Source organism: Saccharopolyspora hattusasensis (assembly GCF_050972075.1).
Classification (GTDB): Bacteria; Actinomycetota; Actinomycetes; order Mycobacteriales; family Pseudonocardiaceae; genus Saccharopolyspora; species Saccharopolyspora hattusasensis.
Genome location: NZ_JBPCDC010000001.1, coordinates 1,125,356 through 1,146,188 on the forward strand (window position 1 = coordinate 1,125,356; position 20,833 = coordinate 1,146,188).

A 20,833-nucleotide genomic window follows, 5' to 3' on the forward strand; every position below is an offset into this window, starting at 1 on the left:
ACATACAGTATGCTGTAGCCGAATTGCCCAAAAGGGCAAGATTTGCCGAGAAACCGTGAAGAATCACCAGAGTCGTGGTTCGCCAGCTGCCGGTTGCCTGAAATGCTCCTATCGCTTCGCGGGCCTACGCGCGAATTGAGAGGCACCAAAGCGATGGATCAAGGTCGGAGCTCGGTGATCGACAAGGCATTCGTTCTGATTTCCGTGTTGCAAGGTGATGCTACCGCGATGCGGCTTTCCGACCTGAGCAGACGCACTAGATTACCGAAATCAACGACACACCGCATGCTGCATGCGCTTATCGACGCAGGCGTCGTCGAACGCAACGGAACACTTTACCAGATCGCCGTAAAGGATACTAAGCGGGAGCCCTCGAGCAACATCCCTGGTGAACTGATCCGTGGAGTGGCCCCGTACCTCGGGGATTTGCTGATGCATACTCGGTTGACCACGAGCCTTGCGACCCTGAATGGAAGGGATGTCGAGTTCCTTCAGCGGGTATACGGCCATCAGGATCTGTGGCTGCCGAGTGACGAATCGGGTCGCGGCCCCGCCCTTGACACTGCTGCGGGGCGCGCGCTTCTTGCCTATGACAGGGCCGCTGCGCTGCGGGCGGCTCAACTGGCCGGCTTGGGCCCTGATGACGTCGCGCAGCTCGATGGCAAACTGATGGGCATTCGGCAGAACGGTTATTCAGTCGGGCATCATTCGTGTGGCGCGACTTGCCTTGCGGTGCCGTTGCTGTTGCCCGGTTGCCCGGCTCTGGCGTTGACGGTGCGAGGCAGTACCAAGTCTGTCGACCACGATCGAACGTTATACTGGCTACGGCGAGTGGCTGACATTATCATGCGAGAATTGCGACGCGACGTCATTCTCGCCGCTACCACGAACAAACCTTCCTCTAACTTGCGTGTACCACGACAGCGACGTGCCCAGTTTTCCGGACATGTGGCAATCCCCTGAAACCGTAAAGGGTTGATTTGTAGGGATGTTGTTGGTTGTGGTCAGCGCCGCGCTGCTGGGGCGGGCGGGGCCGTGGGGCCTGCCTGTGCTGCTGCGCGTTAGGGGCCGTAGAGGCTCCGGGGTCAAGGGCGGGCCGCGGGCCCGTCGCGTAGCGATGCCGACAGCATGCTTTGCTGCTGAGCCGGGTCACAGCGGGATGTTGCCGTGCCAACCGCGGCCTGCGGGGGCAGCGGCCAGTGCTTCGGCGACCCGGCGGCGGGTGGTCTTCGGGTCGATTACCTCGTCGACCACACCGATCGACATCGCCCGGACCACCCCACCGGCGACCCGCTCGTGCTCCTCGGTGAGCTTGGCCTGCAACGCCTCGCGCTCCCCCTCGGGCGCGGCGGCCAGCGTCTTGCGGTGCAGGATGCCGACCGCGGCCTTGGCCCCCATCACCGCGACCTCCGCCTCCGGCCAGGCGAACACGGTGGTCGCGCCCAGCGAGCGGGCGTTCATCGCGATGTACGCGCCACCGTAAGACTTGCGGGTCACCAGCGTCACCCGCGGCACCACGGCCTCACCGAAAGCGTGCAACAGCTTCGCGCCACGCCGCACCACACCGCCCCATTCCTGGCCGACCCCGGGCAGATAACCGGGCACATCGACGAGCACCAGCAGCGGCACGCCGAACGAGTCGCACATCCGCACGAACCGGGCGGCCTTCTCCGCCGACAGCGAGTCCAGGCAACCACCCTTGCGCAGCGGATTGTTCGCGATCACACCGATGCTGCGGCCGCCGAGCCGACCGAGACCGACCACGATGTTCGCAGCCCACTTGGCCTGCAACTCCTCGAAGTCCGCACCGCCGTCGGCGCGGGCGTCGAGGATGCCGCGGATCACCGGCTTCACGTCATAGGCACGCTGCGGGCGGTCCGGCAGCAGCGCACGCAGATCGCCGGCGCCCTGCACGGAATGCAGGTCGAACACGCCCGGCCTCGCGAACAACCCCGTCAGCCGCCGCGCCCGCACGTACGCGTCGGTCTCGTCGTCGGCGACCACGTGCACCACGCCGGACTTCCCGCCATGCGCGGAGATACCGCCCAGACCCTCCTGGTCGATCTGCTCGCCGGTCACGCTGCGGACCACATCCGGTCCGGTGACGAACACGCGCCCGGCCGGGGACATGATGACCACATCCGTCAGCGCCGGGCCGTACGCGGCGCCACCGGCGGCCGGGCCCACCACCACCGAGATCTGCGGCACCCGACCGGACGCGCGGATCATCGCCGCGAACATCCGGCCCATGCCATCCAGCGACTCCACCCCCTCGGGGATGCGGGCGCCGCCGGAATGCCACACGCCGATCACCGGGCAGCGCTCCCGCACCGCCACGTCGATGGCGTCCACGATGTGCCCGCAACCCTCGGCACCCAGCGCGCCACCCATCTTGGTGGCATCGCTGCAGTAGACGACCACCTTCGTGCCATCGACACGGCCGCGCACCGCGAACATCCCGCTGCTGTCACGCGGGTGCAGCGGCTCGATCGACTCCGGATCGAGCAGCTGATCCAGCCGCACCTCGGGATCACGCGGATCCCGCTGCTGCTGCACGCTCTCCGGCCGGCTGGCCACTGCGGTCATCGGATCCTCCGGGAAGTCGGTGTCAGGCGGTCTTTCGAGGTTCTCGGGTTCCTGCGGGTCAGTGGCTCTTGAGGGGCACCGGCGCTAGCGCTCGCGAAGGGGCACCTCCGACCAGGTTCACCACCCGATGAGGTGGGTTCTTCCGCAATTTCCATTGAAATCGAACCTTCGATTTCAATGGAAATTGCGGGTTTCGCGACGCGCACCGAGACTCGCGGCGGGATCGAAACCCGGTACGCGGCCGGAAAAGTCGACCTGGAGCCCGGCCGGCTCAGGCGTCGGTGGCCGCCGTCGGACCACCTTCGGCGATCTGCTTCCAGTTCTCGTCCACGTCGATCCCCGCGGGCATGATGAGCCCGCTGCCGGTGACCGCCACCGCGAATCCGGACATCAGACGGCCACTCCCTTTTTCTCCAACGCTTCGAGGATGTCAGTCAACGTGGCCATTTTCTCCATCTCGGCATCGGTGACCTCAACCCCGAAATTCTGCTCGAGCAATTGACCTAGTTCTACCTGCGCCAATGAGTCGAGGCCCAGGTCGTCGAGCGAGGCGTCGGGCTTCAGAGCCGAGTTTTCGACATCGAACCAGCTCGTCAGTAATTCGCCGAGTCGGGTGTACAAATCGCTCATCACGGTCTCCTTCTGGATTCAAGGCGAAAAATTCACAGTGGACTGTCTACCGGAATGTTCGGCCACACCAAGACTGTGGAACCCCAGGACAATCCCGCCCCGAATGCGGTGATCAGCACCCTGTCCCCCGGGCGCAGTTCGCCACCAGCGGCGGCGCTGGCCAGGACGAGCGGGATGGACGCCGATAGGGCGTTTCCGACTCGATCGATGTTGATCAGAACCCGCTCCGGCGCGATACCCAACCGGTTGGCGACGGAGGTCAGGATGCGGATGTTGGCCTGGTGTCCGACGAAGCGATCCACCTCCGTCAACGACCAGCCGGCACGATCGAGCACGGCAAGTGACGATTCCGTCATCCGGGCAATCGCCTGCTGATAGATCGCCCGTCCGGCCATCGATAGATACCAGTCCTCGGTCGGCGCCTCGCCGTGACCGAGCCCGGTCGCGGACCGCTGCCGTGAGCCACCACCTTGGATGGCCAGCAGATCCGCTTGCGCGCCGTCGCTTCCCAGGTCGAACGGTCCGATCGCGCCCGGCTCATCTGGGTTTCCGCGACGCAGGACCACCGCCCCGGCTCCATCGCCGAAGATCGGCGCGGTGGTGCGATCCCCCGGGTCGACGAACGTCGAGAACGCTTCGGCACCAATGAAAAGGACACTTTCTGCGACGCCGGCGCTAATGAGCCCGGCGCACGTGGCAAGGCCATAGACGAAGCCACTGCACGCAGAGGTCAGGTCGTAAGCTGCGACAGTGCCCAGCCCGAGCCTCGACGCCACCTCCGGCGCTCCGGCCGGACAGATCCGGTCTGGTGAGGTCGTCGCGACAACGACCGCATCGACCCCGGGCACCCCGGCTGCTTTCAGCGCCCGACCGCCGGCCTCCACCGCCAAGTCCACCGTCGCCACACCGTTCGAGACGGCCCGACGCTGCACGATGCCCGTGCGGCGCTCGATCCACTCCTCGGACGTGTCCAGCCTCGAGCACAAATCATTATTCGTGACAACCGCGGGAGGCAACCACGCAGCCAATCCCGCGATAACAGCGCTGACTGCCATCCCGACCAACTCCGTTGCTAAATGAATTGATGGTTCGCACCTGAAACGTTTGAGCTTTTTCACGCTTTTGACGTGCGGCGGAGGGGAGGGTGGATATCGTGCCACTCCAAATACATTCCGGGGGCCGGCCCTCGACTCCACACGGCGCCTGAAGTTTATCCATATCGGCGCGTTCACTGCGCCATATAGAGGCACTTTCGGTCAGCTATGCTGCACGAAAGTACCGCCCGGCATGCAAACCTGTGAGTGCGGCGTCTCGGCAACTCTGGACCATTGCAACCGACGACCAATGTGGACCTCTGGAAACCGCACGAGACCAACCCCAGATTGAAGACTTTGCGGACTCCTCCGACGTCGCACGCGTTGACGGTCTTGACCGAATCCGTCAAGTGGCTGCCCGAAATGGCCGACGATGGTGCCTGGACAACTCTTGTTGCCAGTGCTGCGGCTCGGCCAGTATGGCTCCGGTCAGATCGTGGCCCGGCTGTCTCCTCCTGTCACACCTCCCCCCGGCAGGAGGAGACCCTGCGGGGGCCGGTCAACGGTAGCGTAACCGGCCCCCGCGGGAGCCCCAACGGCAAACGCATCGGGCGGCCCCATCGCTGCAGTGTCGGGTGGCGGGCTATTCCGCGCGGTCACACCTGGCCCGGGGCAGGGGCTGCACTGAGGTCACTGATCAGAGCCGTGCTTGATGCCCGAGTAGGCGGCGAGCCAGCCCGTGGCGCAGTAGTCACCGCGCCGTGTGAACAGGGCGATCTCAGCGTGCTCCTCGGAAGTGTCCGGCAAAGCGGGTAAGGCTGCTTGGCCAGTGTGCAGCATCGCGGTTGCGCGCTTCGTCCCCTCCCAGGTGATGGCGATCGATCCGACTGGGCCTTTCGCTCTGCCCCTGCCACTTTCCGAGCCGAGGACGGCTCCGGTAGCGCGCTCGCGCAGCAGCGCTACGTAGTCGTCCTGTTCGAGGCGGCAGCCTTGCGGTCGAGTGGTGGATTCCCAGTCCGGCCTTGTGATTCCGCGTGCGGTGGCGGCTTCCCACAGCTTCGGGACCGCGTTTTCGGCGTGCAGCGGTGTTGCGATCTGTTCGCACATCCACAGCAATCTGCCGGCTCCTCGTGGCGGTTGGCAGCGCCGCCAGCGGATGCGCCTGCTCAGATCGGCAGCGACGATCGCACACCACGGATGGAGGGTGCGGAGATACCCTTGGGTGCCCAGCCAGTGCAGGTATCGCGGTGCTTCTTCGAGCACCGGGTACATGGTCGGGTATGGGATGCCACCGATCTGCCGAGCGCGCGCGTGAAACGCGGAAGGCGTGTTCGCGGCGGTGAGCAGCGTCGCTTTCGCCAGATCGCCGGGCGCGTAACGTCCCTGCCCGGTTCCCGCTGGGCGAACGTCGTCGTGGAGCCGTCCGTTCGACTCGATCAGTCGCAGGACCGTGGTTTTCAGGTCTTCGCTGATCGAGGCCTGGGCGAGTTTCGGAACAATTGTGGACAACGCGCCGATGAGAACTTGCTCGGCAACTTCGGCGTCGGCGGGCACCGGCTGGCCCGCGAGCGCTTTGCGGAGTTCGTGTCCGACCGTAGTCGATACCATGATGCGCGCGGTGACCGTGCCGAGTTCGGTTGGTGCGAGCGCGATGTCGTCGTCGGGGGTGCAGGTGGCGCTCAGATAGCCGCCTTCCACCAGGAAGTCGACGGCATGCCGGAGTGGGGCGAGACTGTGGCTGCCCTGGTGGTGGGCGAGCGTCTGCACCCACCACCGCTCGGCCTCCCGGAGCGAGTGGATGCGTTGTTGCACCGCTTCGGCGAGGATGTGGTCGGGAAGGTTCGACTGGATCTGCGAATCCACCTTGTGGCCTCGGCTCAGCCGGGCCTGCCAGTGCGGCCGTTCGGTTTCGTTGACGATCAGGAAGGCCCAGCCTTGGTTTTCGCCGGTGCCCACGCGTCCCGCTCGCCCGAACATCTGCTGCACGGTGGCGACATCGATGTTGTTCAAGCCGACCTGTGTATCGCGCACGACCACCGCGCGGGCCGGCAGGTTCACCCCGGCCGCGACCGTCGAGGTCGCCACGAGCACGTCGAGGTCGCGTTGCCGGAAGCCTCGTTCGTCGTCTTGTCGGTGATCCCAACCCTTGTAATGCAAGCCGACCCGCGCCTGCCGGCATGCGGTGTGGAGCCGATCGAGGTCGTCCGGGTGAACGCCATCGATGTTCGCTCCGCGGCTGCCTGCGATGATCAGCGCGGTTTGGCGGACACCTCGCTTGCTGCCGCAGAACACGAGCACGCTCCCGCCGTCCGAGGTGATGAGACCGGTCAGGGAACTGGCCAATCGGGTGCGGGCGGCCTCGCTCTGACTCCAGTCCGAATGCGCCGAGATGGTGGGAAGCTGCCAGGTCAACCGGCTTGGCCGCCACACCGTGCGCACCAGCTCGGCGTGCAGCCAGTCTGCGATTTCTCCCGCGTTGGATACGGTCGCCGACAAGCCCACGATCCGCGTCCGCGCATCGCCGTCTCTGACGCGGGCGAGCAGAGCTTCGAGGACCGAGCCCCGGGTTGGGTCCCCGAGTAGGTGGATCTCGTCGACGATAAGACAGCCCACCGTCCCCAACGCTTCCCGGAACGACGAGGCGCGGCAGATCGCTTCGAACTTCTCAGTGGTGGCGACCCAGAGATCGGCATCGCGCACGCGTTGGATATCGACGCTGTACTCACCGGAGAGCCGCTCCACCCGTAGCCCGCCCTGGCGCCACGCGTCGAGTTCCTGGTTCAGCTCGTCGGTGAGGGATCGTTGCGGCACCAACCATGCTGCTTTGCGCCCGTGCTCCTTGATCGCGCGCAGGGCCGCCATCATCCCGATCACTGTCTTTCCGGTGCCGGTAGGCGCGACGACGACCACGTTCTCCTCGCCGTGCAGAATGTGCGGCGCTGCCTCGGATTGCGCTGGGTTGAGCATCCGGTGGGGCAGGAAACCAAGCCAGTCCGATGGCACGAGTTCACTCGCGGGCTTGGACGTGACCGGCCCGGAATCGATCGGCGCGTGGATGTTCCAAAGTAGATCGAAGGTATCGCGGGCCGCCGACGCCGCCGGGCCGAGCGCGCTCGGGAAAGTCCTCGGTGTAGCACGTATCAAGTGGCATTCACCGCTGGTGACAGCCAACCGGCCATTGTGCGCGAGGGTGCTGATGGTGTCCTGTTCGACGAGGTACCGCGCTGTCCGAACCGGAATACCATCGACGAGCAACTTTTCCTGAAGTGTTGCAAATTCGGCATGATCGGGGAGCATGACCCGGACGTCTACTCCCGGCGGATGATCCGGAATCGACGCATCCGGGTCGGTGATCTTCATCCAATGCAGCGGCGCGGAGTCGGCGGCTAAGGACATTGCCGAACATGTCCTCCCCGGCTAGCAGCGACTCCTTGATCGCCAGCCACGTTACCGCATGCCGAGTGGGGCCGAGCCATGTCTCGGTAGTCCGGATGCCAGCGAGCGTGCGGGCGCTGGTGCGCCACCACGCGTGGATCGTCTTCTTCGACGAGTCCGGACTGTCGCTGACACCGACCGTGCGCCGCAGCCAGGCACCCATCGGGTAAACGCCGGTGCTCCAGAACCGGTTCAACTGGAAACGTGCCTCGATGGCCGCTGCCCTGTGCAACGACTGCGCGTTGTTCTCGATCGCTACCAGGAGGTACCGAGTGGTGGTGGGGCTTCTCAATTCCACGAAGCGCGGATGGCGACGGTAGTGACGCCCGGTCCGAAGCCGACAAGCAGCCCAGTTGCCCCTGGGTGCGAGCTCGCTTGGTGCCAAGTTCGGGCGAGGACGTCCAGGACGGCGACACTGGCGGTATTGCCGAGTTCCCGAAGACTGGCACGGGAAAAGGCGAACAGTTCCTCGGAACAGCCGAGTCCGTCCCTGAGCGCGTCCATAATCTTGGGGCCGCCGGTGTGGGAGACGAGGAACTGCGGGGCCCATTGCGGCTCGGGGCTGTTCGTTCGGAGCCACGCCGCCAGATGCGGCACGGTTTTGATTATGCAGTCAGTGACGGATGGCAGGGTGTCGAAGTGAAAGCCCGCCTCGTCGACGCGGTAGACCATGTCGTCGAGGGAAGCCGGTAGAAGGTACTCCCAGGCGGCACCTAGGCGTAGGCCGCTGCGGGTGTCGTCGGCCGAGACCACAGTGGCCGCGCACGCATCCCCGAACAAAGCGCCGGAGACGAGGCTGGAAATGGTGAGGTCGTCCGCTTGGTAGGACAGGGAAGGGAGTTCCACCGCAACAACCAGGACGTGGGTTGCGTCGGGGTGAGCCGCGAGGTCCTGAGCGGCCCGGGCGAGCGCGTAGGCACCGCCAGCACAGCCCATCTGGGCGATGGGCGTGCGGCGTACGGTGGGGCGCAGTCCGAGTGTGTTGACCAGATGTGCGTCCACGCCAGGTAGGGAGTGACCGGTGCAGTTGGCAACCACCAGGGCATCAATGTCGTTCGCGGTGCAGTTGGCTGCGTCCAGGGCGTCGAGGGCGGTGTTTGTGGCCAGTCCGACGGCGTGTTCGAGGTGAAGACGATTCCGTTTGCTCAGGCCCGTGTGCGCGACGATCTGGTCGAACGGGATGACGGCGCGCCGGGACCGCACGGTGGTGTTTTCCAGCACTCGTCGGATGGCGGCGATTTTCGGGTTGCCCCGCAGGCGGCGTGTCAAATGGTCCAGGACTTCGCTTTGGTCCAGCACATGGGGCGGTAGCCCCACGACGGGGCGAGAGACGATGGGCACTGCTACCCTTTCACGGCCACGATGGCGGCGTTCGCGCCGGCCGCAGCCAGCGGGACGACGCGGGGCTGCTCGAACCCGGCTTCGAGGAGCCACGTTGTGTACTCGGTCTCCGAGTAGTTCTTGCCCCCCTCGGTCTCGATGAGCATGTTCATCCCCATCAGGGCGGCGGCTGGAGGGCCGGTGCGCTCAGGATTCAGCACCAGTTCGCACACGACAACTGCGCCACCCGGCGGAAGCGCCGCGTAGCACTTGGCCAGGAGCTGACGATTGCTCGCCTCGTCCCAGTCGTGGAGGATCATGCTCAGCAGGATGACGTCGTAGCCACTGGGCAGCGGCTGGTCGTCGAGGAAGTCGCCGGCGGTCGTGTCGAGCACGTTGCCCAGGCCCGATTCCGCGATCTTGTCCTCGGCGAGGTCGCACACGTGTGGAAGATCGAATACGGTGGCCGACAGGTGCGGGTAGCGGCGGCACAGCTCGATCGGAAATGCTCCCTGCCCGCCCCCGACGTCCAGCAGCCTGTTGTGCGCAGCGAAGTCGTAGGAGTCGCCCAGTGCTCGGGCGGTGAACGTGGAGATGGAATACATGGCCTCCCAGAACAGGGCCATCATCACCGGATCTTCGGCCGCGAACGGCGAATCCTGGGTCTCCGGGTCCCAAGTGGCGGGTCGGTTCGTGCGCAGCGCTTGAACCACCCGGTGCCAGGCGGGGTACTCGCGCTGATCGCAGAACCGGACGAAGCCGCCGAAGTAGTAAGGACGGCCCACCACGAGGAACTCCTCCGCGACCGGCGCGTTGCGGTATTCGTTCCCGGTCTTCTCCAACAATCCCAGGGACGCACAGGCGGCCAGCAGCAGATCAGTGGGCCGATCGGGCATTCCGAGGGCCTCGGACGCTGCTTCGAGTGTGGCCGAGCCGAGGTTGGAGAGCTTGGTGAACAGCTCCAGCTCGACGGCGGCGGCGAAGCTCTTGAAACTCCAGAACCCCGTAGTTAACTGCATCAACGACGCCGGAGTCAACTCGGGAGATTGTTCAACCTGACCCTGGAGCTTGATTCGAGGGTGCGGTAGCGGGCGTAAGTCTTCCAACGAGGCGGTTGATTCCACTACGTCAGCCACGGTCGTTCTCCTCTTCTCCGGCGCGTATCTGCACGTTCCCGCCCGCGGCGCGGTGTCCGAGACCTGGGAGAAAACGATCTCCACTGTGGATTCCGCCGTTGATCTAGATGATTTTCCGGCACGCTCGGGGCGGTTGCGGTGAAAAGCTATGCGGCGGACTCAAGGAGAAGAAGGGGGGATCTCTCGGTCTACCCGAAAGTGCCTTCGGGGGTTGCCTGAATGTCTCGTTGCTAGCGCAAGGATCGCCTCTACTGCTGTAGCCTCGCGAGGCCCGGCCACCCAGACGAGTCCGCCGTCAGTGGTCCCGGTGGGGCCGGAACGCAGGTAGAAGGCTTAGGCTTCGTCGACGGTTACCCAGCGGGCGGCCCCCTGCTCCCACTGCCCGAGCCACCATCGCGCGGGCCGTTCTCGTGAGTGCGAAAACCGGCTAGAGCCCGTTTTCGCACTCACGACCGCACCGAAAACGGTCGGTGGATCCAGGCTCAGGTGCCGACGATCTCGGCCAGGCCTGGGATGTCTTCCGGGAGCAGGACGCAGAGATCCTCCAGCGTCGGAGACGCCGTCAGACGCAGGCGTTTCGCGTGGCGGGTCACCGCTTCGTCCATGACCTGGCGGGCATAGCGGCCATTGCCGAACGACGTGCCCCGTGGCACAGCGACGAAGTGGGCACGCAGGGCCGCCACCGTCGGCCCAGTGCACTCGTAGCCGGCCGACGCCGCGTGCTGAGTGACGATGGTGACCAGTTCGTCGTTGGTGTAGTCGGCGAACCGGACCCGATGGGAGAACCGCGAGGACAGTCCCGGGTTGGCGGCCAGGAAATCCTCCATCTGCTCCTCGTAGCCGGCCGCCACCACCACGACTTCGTCGCGGTGGTCCTCCATCAGCTTCACCAGGGTGTCGATGGCCTCGCGACCGAAGTCGTTCCCGGAGCCGCGCTGCGACGACAACGTGTACGCCTCGTCGATGAACAGCACGCCACCGCGAGCCCGCTCGAATGCGTCCGTCGTGCGCTGCGCGGTGTGGCCGACGTACTCGCCTACCAGGTTGGCCCGGCCAACCTCGATCACCTGGCCGCGCTGCAGAACCCCGAGCGAGGCGAGGATTTCGCCGTAGAGCCGGGCCACGGTCGTCTTACCGGTACCGGGCGGCCCGCCGAAGATCAGGTGCCTGCTCAGCGACGGCACCGGGAGTCCGGCGGCTTGCCGCTGCCGGGCCGAAGCCAGCAGATCGACCATGTTGCTGACCTCGGACTTCACCTCGGCCAGTCCGACCATCTGCTGCAGCTTGTTGAGCAGTGCGTCGACCTTCTCGGTGTCGGCGGCCGCCGCGCCCGCACCGATTCCGCTGCCGGGCAGCGGCCCGATGTCCTCGGGCAGCAGGCGGGTCATTTCGACCGCGTTGGCATCCGGGACATCGGCCAGGCGGTAGGCCTGTCGCCCGATCATTTCCTCGAACACCTTCCGGGCGGTGCGACCGTTGCCGAAAGTCTCGTCGCGCGGCAGCTTCTCGAAGTAGTTCAGCGCCGCTTCGCGGGTCTCGAACTCCAGCCGGAAGTCGTTTGCCCGGCACAGGCCTTCCACGATCGTGACCAGGTCCGCCGAGGAGTAGTCAGCGAACTCGATCGTGCGGGAGAACCGAGAGCCGAGGCCCGGGTTGGACGCCAGGAACTTCCGCATTTCCACGGTGTATCCGGCCACGATCACCACGACGTCGTCGCGGTGGTCCTCCATCAGCTTGACCAACGTGTCGATCGCTTCGCGACCGAAGTCCGCGCCGCCCCCGCTGCCCGCCGACAGCGCGTACGCCTCGTCGATGAACAGCACGCCGCCCAAGGCTTTCTCGAAGCACTCGGTGGTTTTCAGGGCCGTTCCGCCGACGATGCTGGCGACCAGATCGGCGCGGCCCACCTCGACGAGCTGCCCGGTCCGCAGCACACCCAACTCTGCGAGGATCTTGCCGTATAGCCGTGCCACCGTGGTCTTACCGGTACCGGGCGCGCCGGTGAACACGAGGTGCCGGCTCATCGGAGGCATCGGGAGGCCGACAGCGGCCCGCCGTTCAGCCATCTGCTCCAGCCGGGTCAGGATCTCCACTTCCCGCTTGACGTCTGCCAGGCCCACGAGCGAGTTCAGCTCGTCGAGCAGTCCGCCCAGCGGCCCTTCGAACTTGCGAGACGCGGACTCCGGCTTTCCCTCCTGCTCGGCGGTTTTGCCCAGCGTCTTGGCCGAGCGGGTGCTCCCGGACTGCTTCAGCTGCTCGGACAACCGCGAGTCGCCGCCACCGGTCGTGTCGCTTTGCGGGTCTTTGTTCCGCTTGCTCTCGATACCGTTGAGCTGCAGGTTGTCCCGACGCACCGAGATGCGCAGGCCGGCACCACCGTTGGATTCGAACAGACATTCACGAATGTTGATCGGCTCGGTGGACGCGACCACGACGCCGTCGCCACCGTTGCCGGACGCCTCGCACTGCGACATGCTGCCGGTGGTACCGGCCGCCCATTCGATACCGGACCCTTCCGACGCGGCGGCCCGGGTCTGGGTCAGTTCCACCGACGACCCGCTGGAAATCAGCATGCCCTGCTGGCCGGCCCCGGACAGGTCACATCCATGCAGCGTCGCCTCACTGTCGGCGACCAGGATGTTGACCTCGGTGCTGCCCGACACCGTGACGCCGCGCAAGTCGAGATGCCCGCCATCGGAGGCCCGCACACCCACTGCCTCGGAGCCCGTGACCGCCAGGTCCTCGGCCGACAGGCGACCGCGCTCTGTAGCCAGAACTCCGTCCGCGGCCGATGCCTCGATCACCGCACCGAACAGCCGCGCTGACGCACCACCGCGGACCTCGATGCCGCAGCCACCGGATGCCAGGATTTGAATGTCTGAAAAGGACGGTTTAGCGGAATCGCTAACCAGGATCCCCGTCGCCCCACTGCCTTCGACACGCAGTTCGTTGAACTCCGTGTGCGACTCGCCGACGAACACGCCGACGTCATTGGAACCGCTGACCTCGCACTCGGTGAATGCACCGGCCGACCCGTCCAGCACGTGGATGCCGTATCCGACCGGGCGCCTGACCTGGACGCGACGCATCTCCGGCGCGGCCTGCTGCATGAGCACGATGCCCTGTGCCGCCGCGTCGTCGATCGAGCAGTCCTCCAGCAGCGGCGTGGCACCGGAAGCCACCAGCACGCCGACACCGTCGGTCTCCACGATGGAGGTTCCAGTGACCTGCAGGGTGCTGCCGCTTTCGATGACGACCGCGGGGTTGCCGGCCCGCACGATGCGGCAGTCCCGCACCGTGCCGCGCGACCGCTCGGCCGCCAGCACAGCACTTCCGTTCACGTCGGTGATCGTGCAGTCCAGGAGTAGCGGGGTGGCAGCAGTGCGGAACACGACAGCGGCGTTCTTCATCTCGCGCCACGTGCATTTGTCGAAACTGCCCCCGCCCCTTTCCACGACGATCAGCCCGGCACCCCCGGGGTTGACGAAAGTGCAGGCATGCGCGAGCACCTCCGCCTGGCCCCGCACAAACACCGCAGCGGCCGACTCGGCCTCCACGGTGCACTCGTCCAACCGGAGACGACCGGACGGCACGTCGATCGCCGACGTTTCAGTACCGCTGTGCACGACGACGATGCCGGAGAGCGCGGCCGATTCGGCGGTCATCTGGACCGCCGGGTCCACACTGGACTCGATGCGGACGGCTCCTGCGGACCCGGCGGCCGACAGCGTCACGTCGCGGTGCAGGACCACCGATTCCCGGTAGGTGCCGGGCTGGATGGAGATGACGTCGCCGGCCCGGGCTGCCGCCACGGCGTCACCGATGGTGCGGTAGCAGTCAGGTCCGGTGGCGGAGACGGTCAGCATCGATCTCGTGCTGCCACCGTTGATCAGCTTGCCTGCCACATCGACTCCTGGGGTGCGGGCGCGAACAGTTCGGCGAGGACGTGGTGGTAGGTGAGATGGCTGAGCACCGAAGGCGGGGTCGTCGACGTCAACGCGTGGTCGACCAGGTCGGGCTCCGGGGACAGCTGGTAGCGCTCCAGGTAGTAGATCACAGAGTCGCTCCAGATCCAGGTGCCGTCGGAGCGGAAACTGACCGGCACCGGGGCAGCTTGGCCGGGTTCCATCACGTCGTCCATCCGTGCCTCGCTGCTCAGCACGGTCTCTCCGGCCCGTAAGAAGGAGAGGGCCCGTGCCGCGTCAGCATCCGGTAGCCGCGGGTGGTCGGGCTCGAAGTACGGTCCCCGCGCCGGGTCCGCGCCGTCGAATGTGCGCGCGAGGTGGAGGCGGGGTGGAGGCGCCGCCGTCCACACCAGCTCAGCCTTCTCTAGCGCGGCTTCGTGGTAGGGAGAGAGTTCCGTGCCTTCGGTGAACAGCTCGATCCTGGGCTCGACACCCGATTCCACCAGGCTGTGCTGCGCTTCGGCGGCGAGCTCGACCACGTCGGAGCTCGGCTCCACTTCTCCCAGGTAGAGCCGCACTTCGCTGTCTTCGGATCGGCGAACGACACGCCACAGCCCGAGCAGCCCGCCAACCCGGCTCGCGGCCTCGACCACGATCGCGTCCTGCTGATCCATCCCGTCCTGGTCGCTGGGAGGCGTGCTGAACTCGGCGACCGGCAGTGGCAACTCGGCCAGGAGGGCCGCTTTTTCCAGCTCCGCAGTGCGCACACCGTGCTGGGCGGCCAAGGTTTGGATCAGCTCCATCTCGTGTTGGACCAGCGCCAGCCCTCTTGTCGTGACAGCGGTGACGAGAAACGCGACCACCTGGTCTTCCTCGCCGTCGGCCAGACAGGTTCGCATGATGGCCAGGCCGTCATCTGGCACCCGGCCCGCGAAGCACAACAGGAGTTCGTAGAGATCCTTGCGCTCCACCACGGATGCTGCGTCGGTCACGACGCGCTCCCCGCGCCCACTGCCACGGGAGTCCTGGGCATGCCCGGCAACGCGGCGAACCTGGCCTCTTCTTCGGCATCCGGTTCAGCTTCTCGAACGCCGTCCCGCGCGGCGGCTGCGGCCTCGAGCTTCTTCCGGATGCGGCTGGCGCGACGCTCGCCGCTTTCGCTGGTGGGGTCCCAGCCAGGAGTCACTTCGGCCAGCAACACCCGAGGCTTGGCGGCCGTGCGGTCGACGTCCACCACCTGAAACACCGTGCCAGGCAGGAACACGACGTCGGTTTGACGCGCCCCTTCGACCAGGCCCGCCAGGCGACGGGACGTGATCGACCAGATGAGCACTTCCACGGCGCCCGGCACGGCCGCTGCCGGATCGGCCCTCGCCACCATCGGGGCGGGCTCCAGCAGTTCGGCTCCCACCACGTAGTCATCGACCGCGGCGGCGTCGGATGGGCCACCTCGGACCACGACGCCCTGCAGCGACGGCAACCTCCGCAGCCCGCCGGCCAGGCAGTGCAGGTAGGACCGCTCGATCTGGCCGCCGCCGGATCGGATCGCCTCCACCACTTCGGTCTGCTCGGACGAGGCGAAAATCTGGGCGGCGGCCAACTCCGTCGTCAGGGCTTCAGTGGTTCCGCCTCCCGCGCGCATGCCAGGACGCTCGGCGAGCATCCGTGTCACCATCTGCGTCGCCGCGTCGAACCGCCAGCCGAGTGAAGCCCGGAACTTCCTGCGCTCCTCGTCGGTGCTGACGTGGTCGGCCAGCAGCAACGGGGTGGCCGCCGGCGCGGGTTCCGGCGCGGCGTCCTGCTCCACGGGTTCCGGTGACGGGGCCTGCTCCGTGGGCTCCGCAGCGGCCTCCGGCTCCGCGGGCTCCGGTGACGGGGCCTGCTCCGCAGGTTCCGCAGCGGCCTCCGGCTCAGGGGGTGCCGGTGACGGGTCCGGCTGGGACGACAGGTCCGTCTCGGGCTGCACGTCCGGTGCCGACGAAAGGTCCGGTACGGGAGACGCCTCCGGCACAGATGACAGGTCTGGTATGGGTGTTGCGTTCTTCTGGTCCGAAACCGGTTGGGCGGCCTGGGCAGCAGCACCGCTCTTGGTCGGGGCGGCAGCGGCACTTTCCGGCGCGACCGGCGGCATCGGTTCCTGCGGCGCAACGGGCGCCGCCCATGCTTCCGTCGTGGGCAGCGGCGGCTCGACCGCTGCCGATCCGGCTGCCGATGCCGCACGGACCGAAGGCGCTATCGGCAGGACCAATGTCGGCCCATCATCAAAGTCCCTGAGAGCGTGCATCTCAGGGACTACGTACCGTCCCAGACGCGGCTCAGTCCGACCGGTATCCGCCGGCGATCCGCCCGCTGCATTCGCGGAAACCGGTGCCTGCGAATCCTGCTGCGCGTCGTGATCGGGGCGCGCAACGGGTGGGATGGCGAAAGTGGAGCTTGAAAGCGCCAGCCCGGACACCGACGGGGCGGGAGGCAGGCTGGCTGGCGGGACAGGCGAGTCGTCGGCCGGTGAGAACCGCGAGCTTTCGGCCGGCAGCGGTGATTCTGATGTTACGGGGTCCGGCGTGCCAGATCCGGATCGGCGCCGCCGCTGCCAGCTCGTTCCGACCGGTCGTATCCGACCACGACGGTCGACCGTGACCGGTGCCGGATCACGGTGCGCAGGCGGCTGGGGGGAACGAACATCGCGGGCACCGCCCTCTGTCGGCCTGCCCCGAGTCGGGACCGCAACATCGGGACCGCCGCCCACGGCTTTGGGCCGGCCAACGGCAGGCGAGCCCTGCGGCAACGGGGACGTGCTCCGCCCCGCTTCGGGCTCCGCGGTGGCCGGCAGCTCCGGACCACTCGGCACCTGATGATCGGCGGGTCGGTCGGTCTTTGCCGGGCTGAGCTGGTCGAGCCGAATCGTTGCAGCAGCAGCCTCCGGCGGCACAGCAGCCTCCGGCGGCACAGCAGCCTCCGGCGGCGCAGCAGCTGTCTGCGGCGCAGCAGCTGTCTGCGGCGCAGCAGGCTCCGGTGGCACAGCAGCCTCCGGTGGCGCACCAGCCTCCAGTGGCGCACCAGCCTCCAGTGGCACAGCAGCCTTCTGTGGCAGAGCAGCTGTCTGTGGCACAGCAGCCTTCTGCGGCGCAGCAGCTTTCTGCGGCGCACCAGCCTTCTCTGACGTGGCCCGATGAGGTTTCGGACCGGCCGGAGTCAGAACGTTCATGGGCACCCGCAGTGCCCCACCCAGCCCCACGAGGGAACCCGGGTGGACCCAATGCGACGCCACTAGACGCAGCCGCTGCTGGGCGTCTTCCGGCAGGGAGCGGGCGAACTTCTCGATCGCGGCGAGGGCCCGGGCAGGCACCTCATCGGAGGCCCTGGTGACCGCGGTGACGATCAGGTTCACGTGATCGGGATCCACCGGCAACCGAGTGGCGACGGCTTCCGGTGTGGCAGTGGCCGGTCGCACCAGAAAACCGCATGGGATCAGGTCAACCAGCCAGCCCTCGGTGAGCCAGTACCGACCGGGGCCGGCACCGTGCAGTCCCGGTGCCGGGGCCACTCCGCTGCACGGTGTCGGGGCACCATGCGGCAGGTACATGCTTTCGTGCAGGAACGGCCGCCACGTCGGGTAGCCGGCCCGGTTGATCGCGACCATGCCTCGAGCACCGGCCTCGGCGTAATACGGCATGCCATGGCTCGCGCGCACTGGGACACCCAGGTAAGCGGCGAGCTGCTGCGCGAACGGCACCGGTCCCACCGGCTCGGGTCCGTAGACGGTGAGCACGAAGTTGTGCCGGACCGAATCCGGCAAGGATTCTACGAGTCTCGCGACGTCCGCCACGTCCGGAACTTTTTCGCCCGGTGCTCCGACCACGATGCGGAGCCGGTCATCCGGTGGCACGCCGAAGCCGCTGTCGAACAGCGGGGCCGGGCGGGTGTTCGCGGTCCGCACCCACAGGCCGGCCGGGATCGCCACCACACTCGTCCGGTCGGTGGTCTGCGCCGCGAAGTCCTCGGGCAACTCTGATTCCCACGGCGGTGCGGGAAATCGGGGCCCGTCGCGCTTGGTCATTCGCCCGCGCCTGAAGCGCACCCACCCGGCGCCGGGCCCCGCCGAGAAAAGCTCGCCGCCGCGCAGAATGACCAGTTCACCGTCGGGTGCGATCACTTCGACACCCAACTGCCGGGCCAGTCTCGCCGCGAGCGGCGGCGTTCCATCCGGGTTGGCACGACCGGACCCACTGGCCACCAGCCGCACGTTGTCCCGGCGACGGCCGCGGCCACGCGACAGCGCGCCGCTGAGGTCGGTCAGCACCTCGGAATCGTGTGCGTGCAGCGCCGCGTACCCCATCTGGTCCACGACGACTGCCTTGCGGTGATCCTCGGCGGCCACCTTGTCCGCGAACGCCAAGCGAGGGTCCCGGGCCCCGCCGGCGCGAACGAGCACCGACGCACCAGCCCGTTCAACCACGATCGCAGCCATCCGCAACACACCTCCGCGCTAACACCGTCACCTTGTGCACGAACCACAACGTGCGTAGGGTTCACCCAAGTTGGGCTCTTCCATACTGCCCTCACAGTGTTGCCACGTCACGACACAAAAGTCCTCGACCGAAGAGCCTTTCGGGAAGATCGGGTCGAACAGGCAGATATTTCTACCCATTGCTGCCTTTCGCTTCCGAATCCGCTGCGCTGCCGCTAGGTAGCTTTTCGGAGTTCTTGCCTTCGGCTTAACCATCGGTCCATAAGCCTTTTGGGATGTTAGGACGCCGTGAGTGCTTTTGGGTGCTATGGCACCCAAAAACGCTCACGGATGTTCTTCCGCCACCTTTGCCCAAGGTGTCAACAGGCTTTGCCGGGGTGCCTCACCTCGTCTGATCCGGCTCAGCGGGTCCAGACTGGTTCGGTTTCCGGGGGTCGGCGTAGTACGTCCATTGCTCGGTGTATGGCCACCGTGTCCAGTTCCGGGGGAAGTAGGCCGGCGTCGCGGATGTGGGCCAGTAGGTCCGGATCTGGCGCCAGTTGGTGGTGTTCCAGGTAGTACGCGATGGTGTCCGGCCAGATCCAGGTGCCGTCGGTGCGGAAGCTCATTGGGACGACCGCTCCGCGGGCAGGATCGACGACGTCCTCCAGGGTGGCCGTCGTGATCATTAGGGCAGTGCCGGCGCGTAGGTAGTCGAGGATCTGGCCACGTTCGGCTTCATTGTCCATCCGGGGGTGGTCCGGGGCGAAGCTCGGGCCGGAAATCGGGTCCACCGCGTCGAAAACCCGCGCCACCGTGATTTCCGGCGCCTCGGTAGCGGCCCACAGGAGCGCGCCGTAGGCTCGGGCCGCCTGCTGGTACGTGGGCACCGGGCCGACGGCCGGGGTGACCTCGACCTGCGGAGCCGCTTCACCGGCGGCGACGAGCGCTTCCTGCAGCCGAGCGGTGAGCGCGGGTAGGTCGTCATCGTCGGCTTCGACGACGTAGACAGCTCGCGGCGGCGGATACGGCGCGCCATCCGGGACCATTCGCCATGCACGCCACATTCCGTGCGCGGCCGGCTCGTCACCGAGGACCTCGATCAGTGCCGCCACGGCGGAATCGTCGGTGGAGTCAACGGAATCCGGCGGTTGGGCGCTGAACTGCCACACCAGCGGCGGATCGTCGATCGTGGGCTCGATGCTTTCCAGGACGTCCAGCGATACACCTTCCGCCTCGGAGACGGTCACGAGCACATCCAGATCCTCCACGGTGAGCGGTAGGACGTAGCGCGCGACGGTGGAGACTACCGCGCGGGCAACCTCGTCGAACCGGTCGTCCGCGAGCCAGGCACGAGCCTGCGTGACCAACTCATCCGGTGCGAATCCGGCCTGTCGTAAAAGTACTTCGTGCAAGGCGGCCCTTACGTCCGCTTTCTGGTCAGGTGTGGTCATTTCCTTCTCCTCGAAACGTTGTCGGTACGAAAACTTGGGCGGACCACCTGGTCGCTAGCCATCAAAATCGGAACCGAGCTCAGGGGTTTCGATCCATCGCGTCCGGGGCCGTGTCATCCGGCTGGGCGCTGGGCCGCGCTGCCGCCGTGCTTCACTGGTCATCCGGAGCTCGCCTGGAGTCGCCGTCCCGCGCCAAGCCCAGCCGGTAATTCCGCAAAAACTGCTCCATTTCCAGCATCCCCCCAGCTTCGACGCGATCTTGTACACCTGATCCAGGGGCCAGCTTCCCTGCTCCGCCGCCGCCTTCGCAAGTGCGAACTGGGCCCGCACCTTCGGAAGGGAATCCGCGGGCAACGCAGCCAAATGCCCGTCCAGAAGCCCGACCAACCTCGTCAACTCAACAACCACGTCCCCCGTAATCTTGGCTAACTGCCGGTGCAGCTCCTCATCCAACGTCGGCAAGTCCTGCCCCCACTACAGAAGAAAATCCCGATCCTGAAACGCAAACCAATCCTGCCGAGACTTAATCGCCTCCAGCGACGCCCGCACCTGCGCAGCCAACTCCGCCAGCGACGCCCGCGCCTGCTCATCCGACTCCCCCTTCGCGCGGGCCTCACTCTCTGTCATCGCCCGGCCGTCGGAGCGTGGTTGAGCCCGCACAAACCACCGAGGCAACTCCTCCGGAGGGATTGGACCGCCGCCGAACCACCCTCCCCGCATCAGCATCCTACTGCCCAGAAGCCACCACACCACCCACAACCGACCCCTGGTGGGCAGCGGCCGTGACCGTCGACGGCCCAGCCTGCGACTCACCCGGATACACCTGCCCCGCCCCCCGCTGCGAAGACCCACCCAACGGCTCGCGCTGCCCCGCACCACCCACAGC

Annotated in this window: 12 protein-coding genes; 1 reads left to right on the forward strand and 11 read right to left on the reverse strand. The window is 66.6% G+C overall.

Going from position 1 to position 20,833, the window contains the following annotated elements; translation table 11 throughout:
- The first annotated feature begins 174 nt into the window (after window positions 1-174).
- The gene (locus ACRXBZ_RS05245; RefSeq protein WP_433878046.1) at window positions 175-963 is read left to right on the forward strand and encodes an IclR family transcriptional regulator; all 789 of its coding nucleotides are present in this window, start codon (window positions 175-177) and stop codon (window positions 961-963) included.
- Between the two features lie 186 nt (window positions 964-1,149).
- Here the strand turns inward: ACRXBZ_RS05245 and ACRXBZ_RS05250 are convergent, their stop codons facing one another.
- The 11 genes from ACRXBZ_RS05250 to ACRXBZ_RS05300 all read right to left on the reverse strand — a co-directional run bounded on the left by ACRXBZ_RS05250 (window position 1,150) and on the right by ACRXBZ_RS05300 (window position 20,574).
- Entirely contained in the window at window positions 1,150-2,586 is a 1,437-nt protein-coding gene (locus tag ACRXBZ_RS05250; RefSeq protein ID WP_433878047.1) for an acyl-CoA carboxylase subunit beta, read from the reverse strand.
- 390 nt (window positions 2,587-2,976) lie between these two features.
- Window positions 2,977-3,216, reverse strand: a complete 240-nt coding sequence (locus tag ACRXBZ_RS05255) for an acyl carrier protein (protein WP_433878048.1) — start codon at window positions 3,214-3,216, stop codon at window positions 2,977-2,979.
- A 32-nt stretch (window positions 3,217-3,248) separates the two neighbouring features.
- Window positions 3,249-4,271: a beta-ketoacyl-ACP synthase III gene (locus ACRXBZ_RS05260; RefSeq protein ID WP_433878049.1), complete on the reverse strand. Its 1,023-nt coding sequence runs from the start codon at window positions 4,269-4,271 to the stop codon at window positions 3,249-3,251.
- A 669-nt stretch (window positions 4,272-4,940) separates the two neighbouring features.
- Window positions 4,941-7,646, reverse strand: coding sequence for a DEAD/DEAH box helicase (locus ACRXBZ_RS05265; protein WP_433878050.1), 2,706 nt, complete (start codon window positions 7,644-7,646; stop codon window positions 4,941-4,943).
- 327 nt (window positions 7,647-7,973) lie between these two features.
- Window positions 7,974-9,119, reverse strand: a complete 1,146-nt coding sequence (locus ACRXBZ_RS05270) for a type III polyketide synthase (protein WP_433878051.1) — start codon at window positions 9,117-9,119, stop codon at window positions 7,974-7,976.
- Window positions 9,029-10,024 carry a methyltransferase gene (locus ACRXBZ_RS05275; RefSeq protein WP_490885420.1) on the reverse strand — a complete coding sequence of 332 codons (996 nt, stop codon included), beginning with the start codon at window positions 10,022-10,024 and terminating at the stop codon, window positions 9,029-9,031. Before ACRXBZ_RS05275 ends, ACRXBZ_RS05270 begins: the two co-directional genes overlap by 91 nt.
- A 599-nt stretch (window positions 10,025-10,623) precedes the next feature.
- Entirely contained in the window at window positions 10,624-14,046 is a 3,423-nt protein-coding gene (locus ACRXBZ_RS05280) for a right-handed parallel beta-helix repeat-containing protein (protein WP_433878053.1), read from the reverse strand.
- Window positions 14,031-15,038 carry a hypothetical protein gene (locus ACRXBZ_RS05285; RefSeq protein WP_433878054.1) on the reverse strand — a complete coding sequence of 336 codons (1,008 nt, stop codon included), beginning with the start codon at window positions 15,036-15,038 and terminating at the stop codon, window positions 14,031-14,033. The genes ACRXBZ_RS05280 and ACRXBZ_RS05285 overlap by 16 nt, the downstream gene beginning before the upstream one ends.
- On the reverse strand, window positions 15,035-18,514 hold the full coding sequence (locus tag ACRXBZ_RS05290; RefSeq protein ID WP_433878055.1) for a hypothetical protein: 3,480 nt from the start codon (window positions 18,512-18,514) through the stop codon (window positions 15,035-15,037). Before ACRXBZ_RS05290 ends, ACRXBZ_RS05285 begins: the two co-directional genes overlap by 4 nt.
- Before the next feature lie 401 nt (window positions 18,515-18,915).
- Window positions 18,916-19,947, reverse strand: coding sequence for a hypothetical protein (locus tag ACRXBZ_RS05295; RefSeq protein WP_433878056.1), 1,032 nt, complete (start codon window positions 19,945-19,947; stop codon window positions 18,916-18,918).
- A 474-nt stretch (window positions 19,948-20,421) separates the two neighbouring features.
- On the reverse strand, window positions 20,422-20,574 hold the full coding sequence (locus ACRXBZ_RS05300) for a hypothetical protein (RefSeq protein WP_433878057.1): 153 nt from the start codon (window positions 20,572-20,574) through the stop codon (window positions 20,422-20,424).
- Between the last annotated feature and the right edge of the window lie 259 nt (window positions 20,575-20,833).

What these genes read in the sequence shown, in the direction of transcription:
- ACRXBZ_RS05295 (WP_433878056.1), bottom strand. Translation starts at nt 19,947, where the DNA reads ATGACCACACCTGACCAGAAAGCGGACGTAAGGGCCGCCTTGCACGAA.
- ACRXBZ_RS05290 (WP_433878055.1), bottom strand. Translation starts at nt 18,514, where the DNA reads ATGGCTGCGATCGTGGTTGAACGGGCTGGTGCGTCGGTGCTCGTTCGC.
- ACRXBZ_RS05300 (WP_433878057.1), bottom strand. Translation starts at nt 20,574, where the DNA reads ATGACAGAGAGTGAGGCCCGCGCGAAGGGGGAGTCGGATGAGCAGGCG.
- ACRXBZ_RS05265 (WP_433878050.1), bottom strand. Translation starts at nt 7,646, where the DNA reads ATGTCCTTAGCCGCCGACTCCGCGCCGCTGCATTGGATGAAGATCACC.
- ACRXBZ_RS05255 (WP_433878048.1), bottom strand. Translation starts at nt 3,216, where the DNA reads ATGAGCGATTTGTACACCCGACTCGGCGAATTACTGACGAGCTGGTTC.
- ACRXBZ_RS05260 (WP_433878049.1), bottom strand. Translation starts at nt 4,271, where the DNA reads ATGGCAGTCAGCGCTGTTATCGCGGGATTGGCTGCGTGGTTGCCTCCC.
- ACRXBZ_RS05275 (WP_490885420.1), bottom strand. Translation starts at nt 10,024, where the DNA reads ATGCAGTTAACTACGGGGTTCTGGAGTTTCAAGAGCTTCGCCGCCGCC.
- ACRXBZ_RS05250 (WP_433878047.1), bottom strand. Translation starts at nt 2,586, where the DNA reads ATGACCGCAGTGGCCAGCCGGCCGGAGAGCGTGCAGCAGCAGCGGGAT.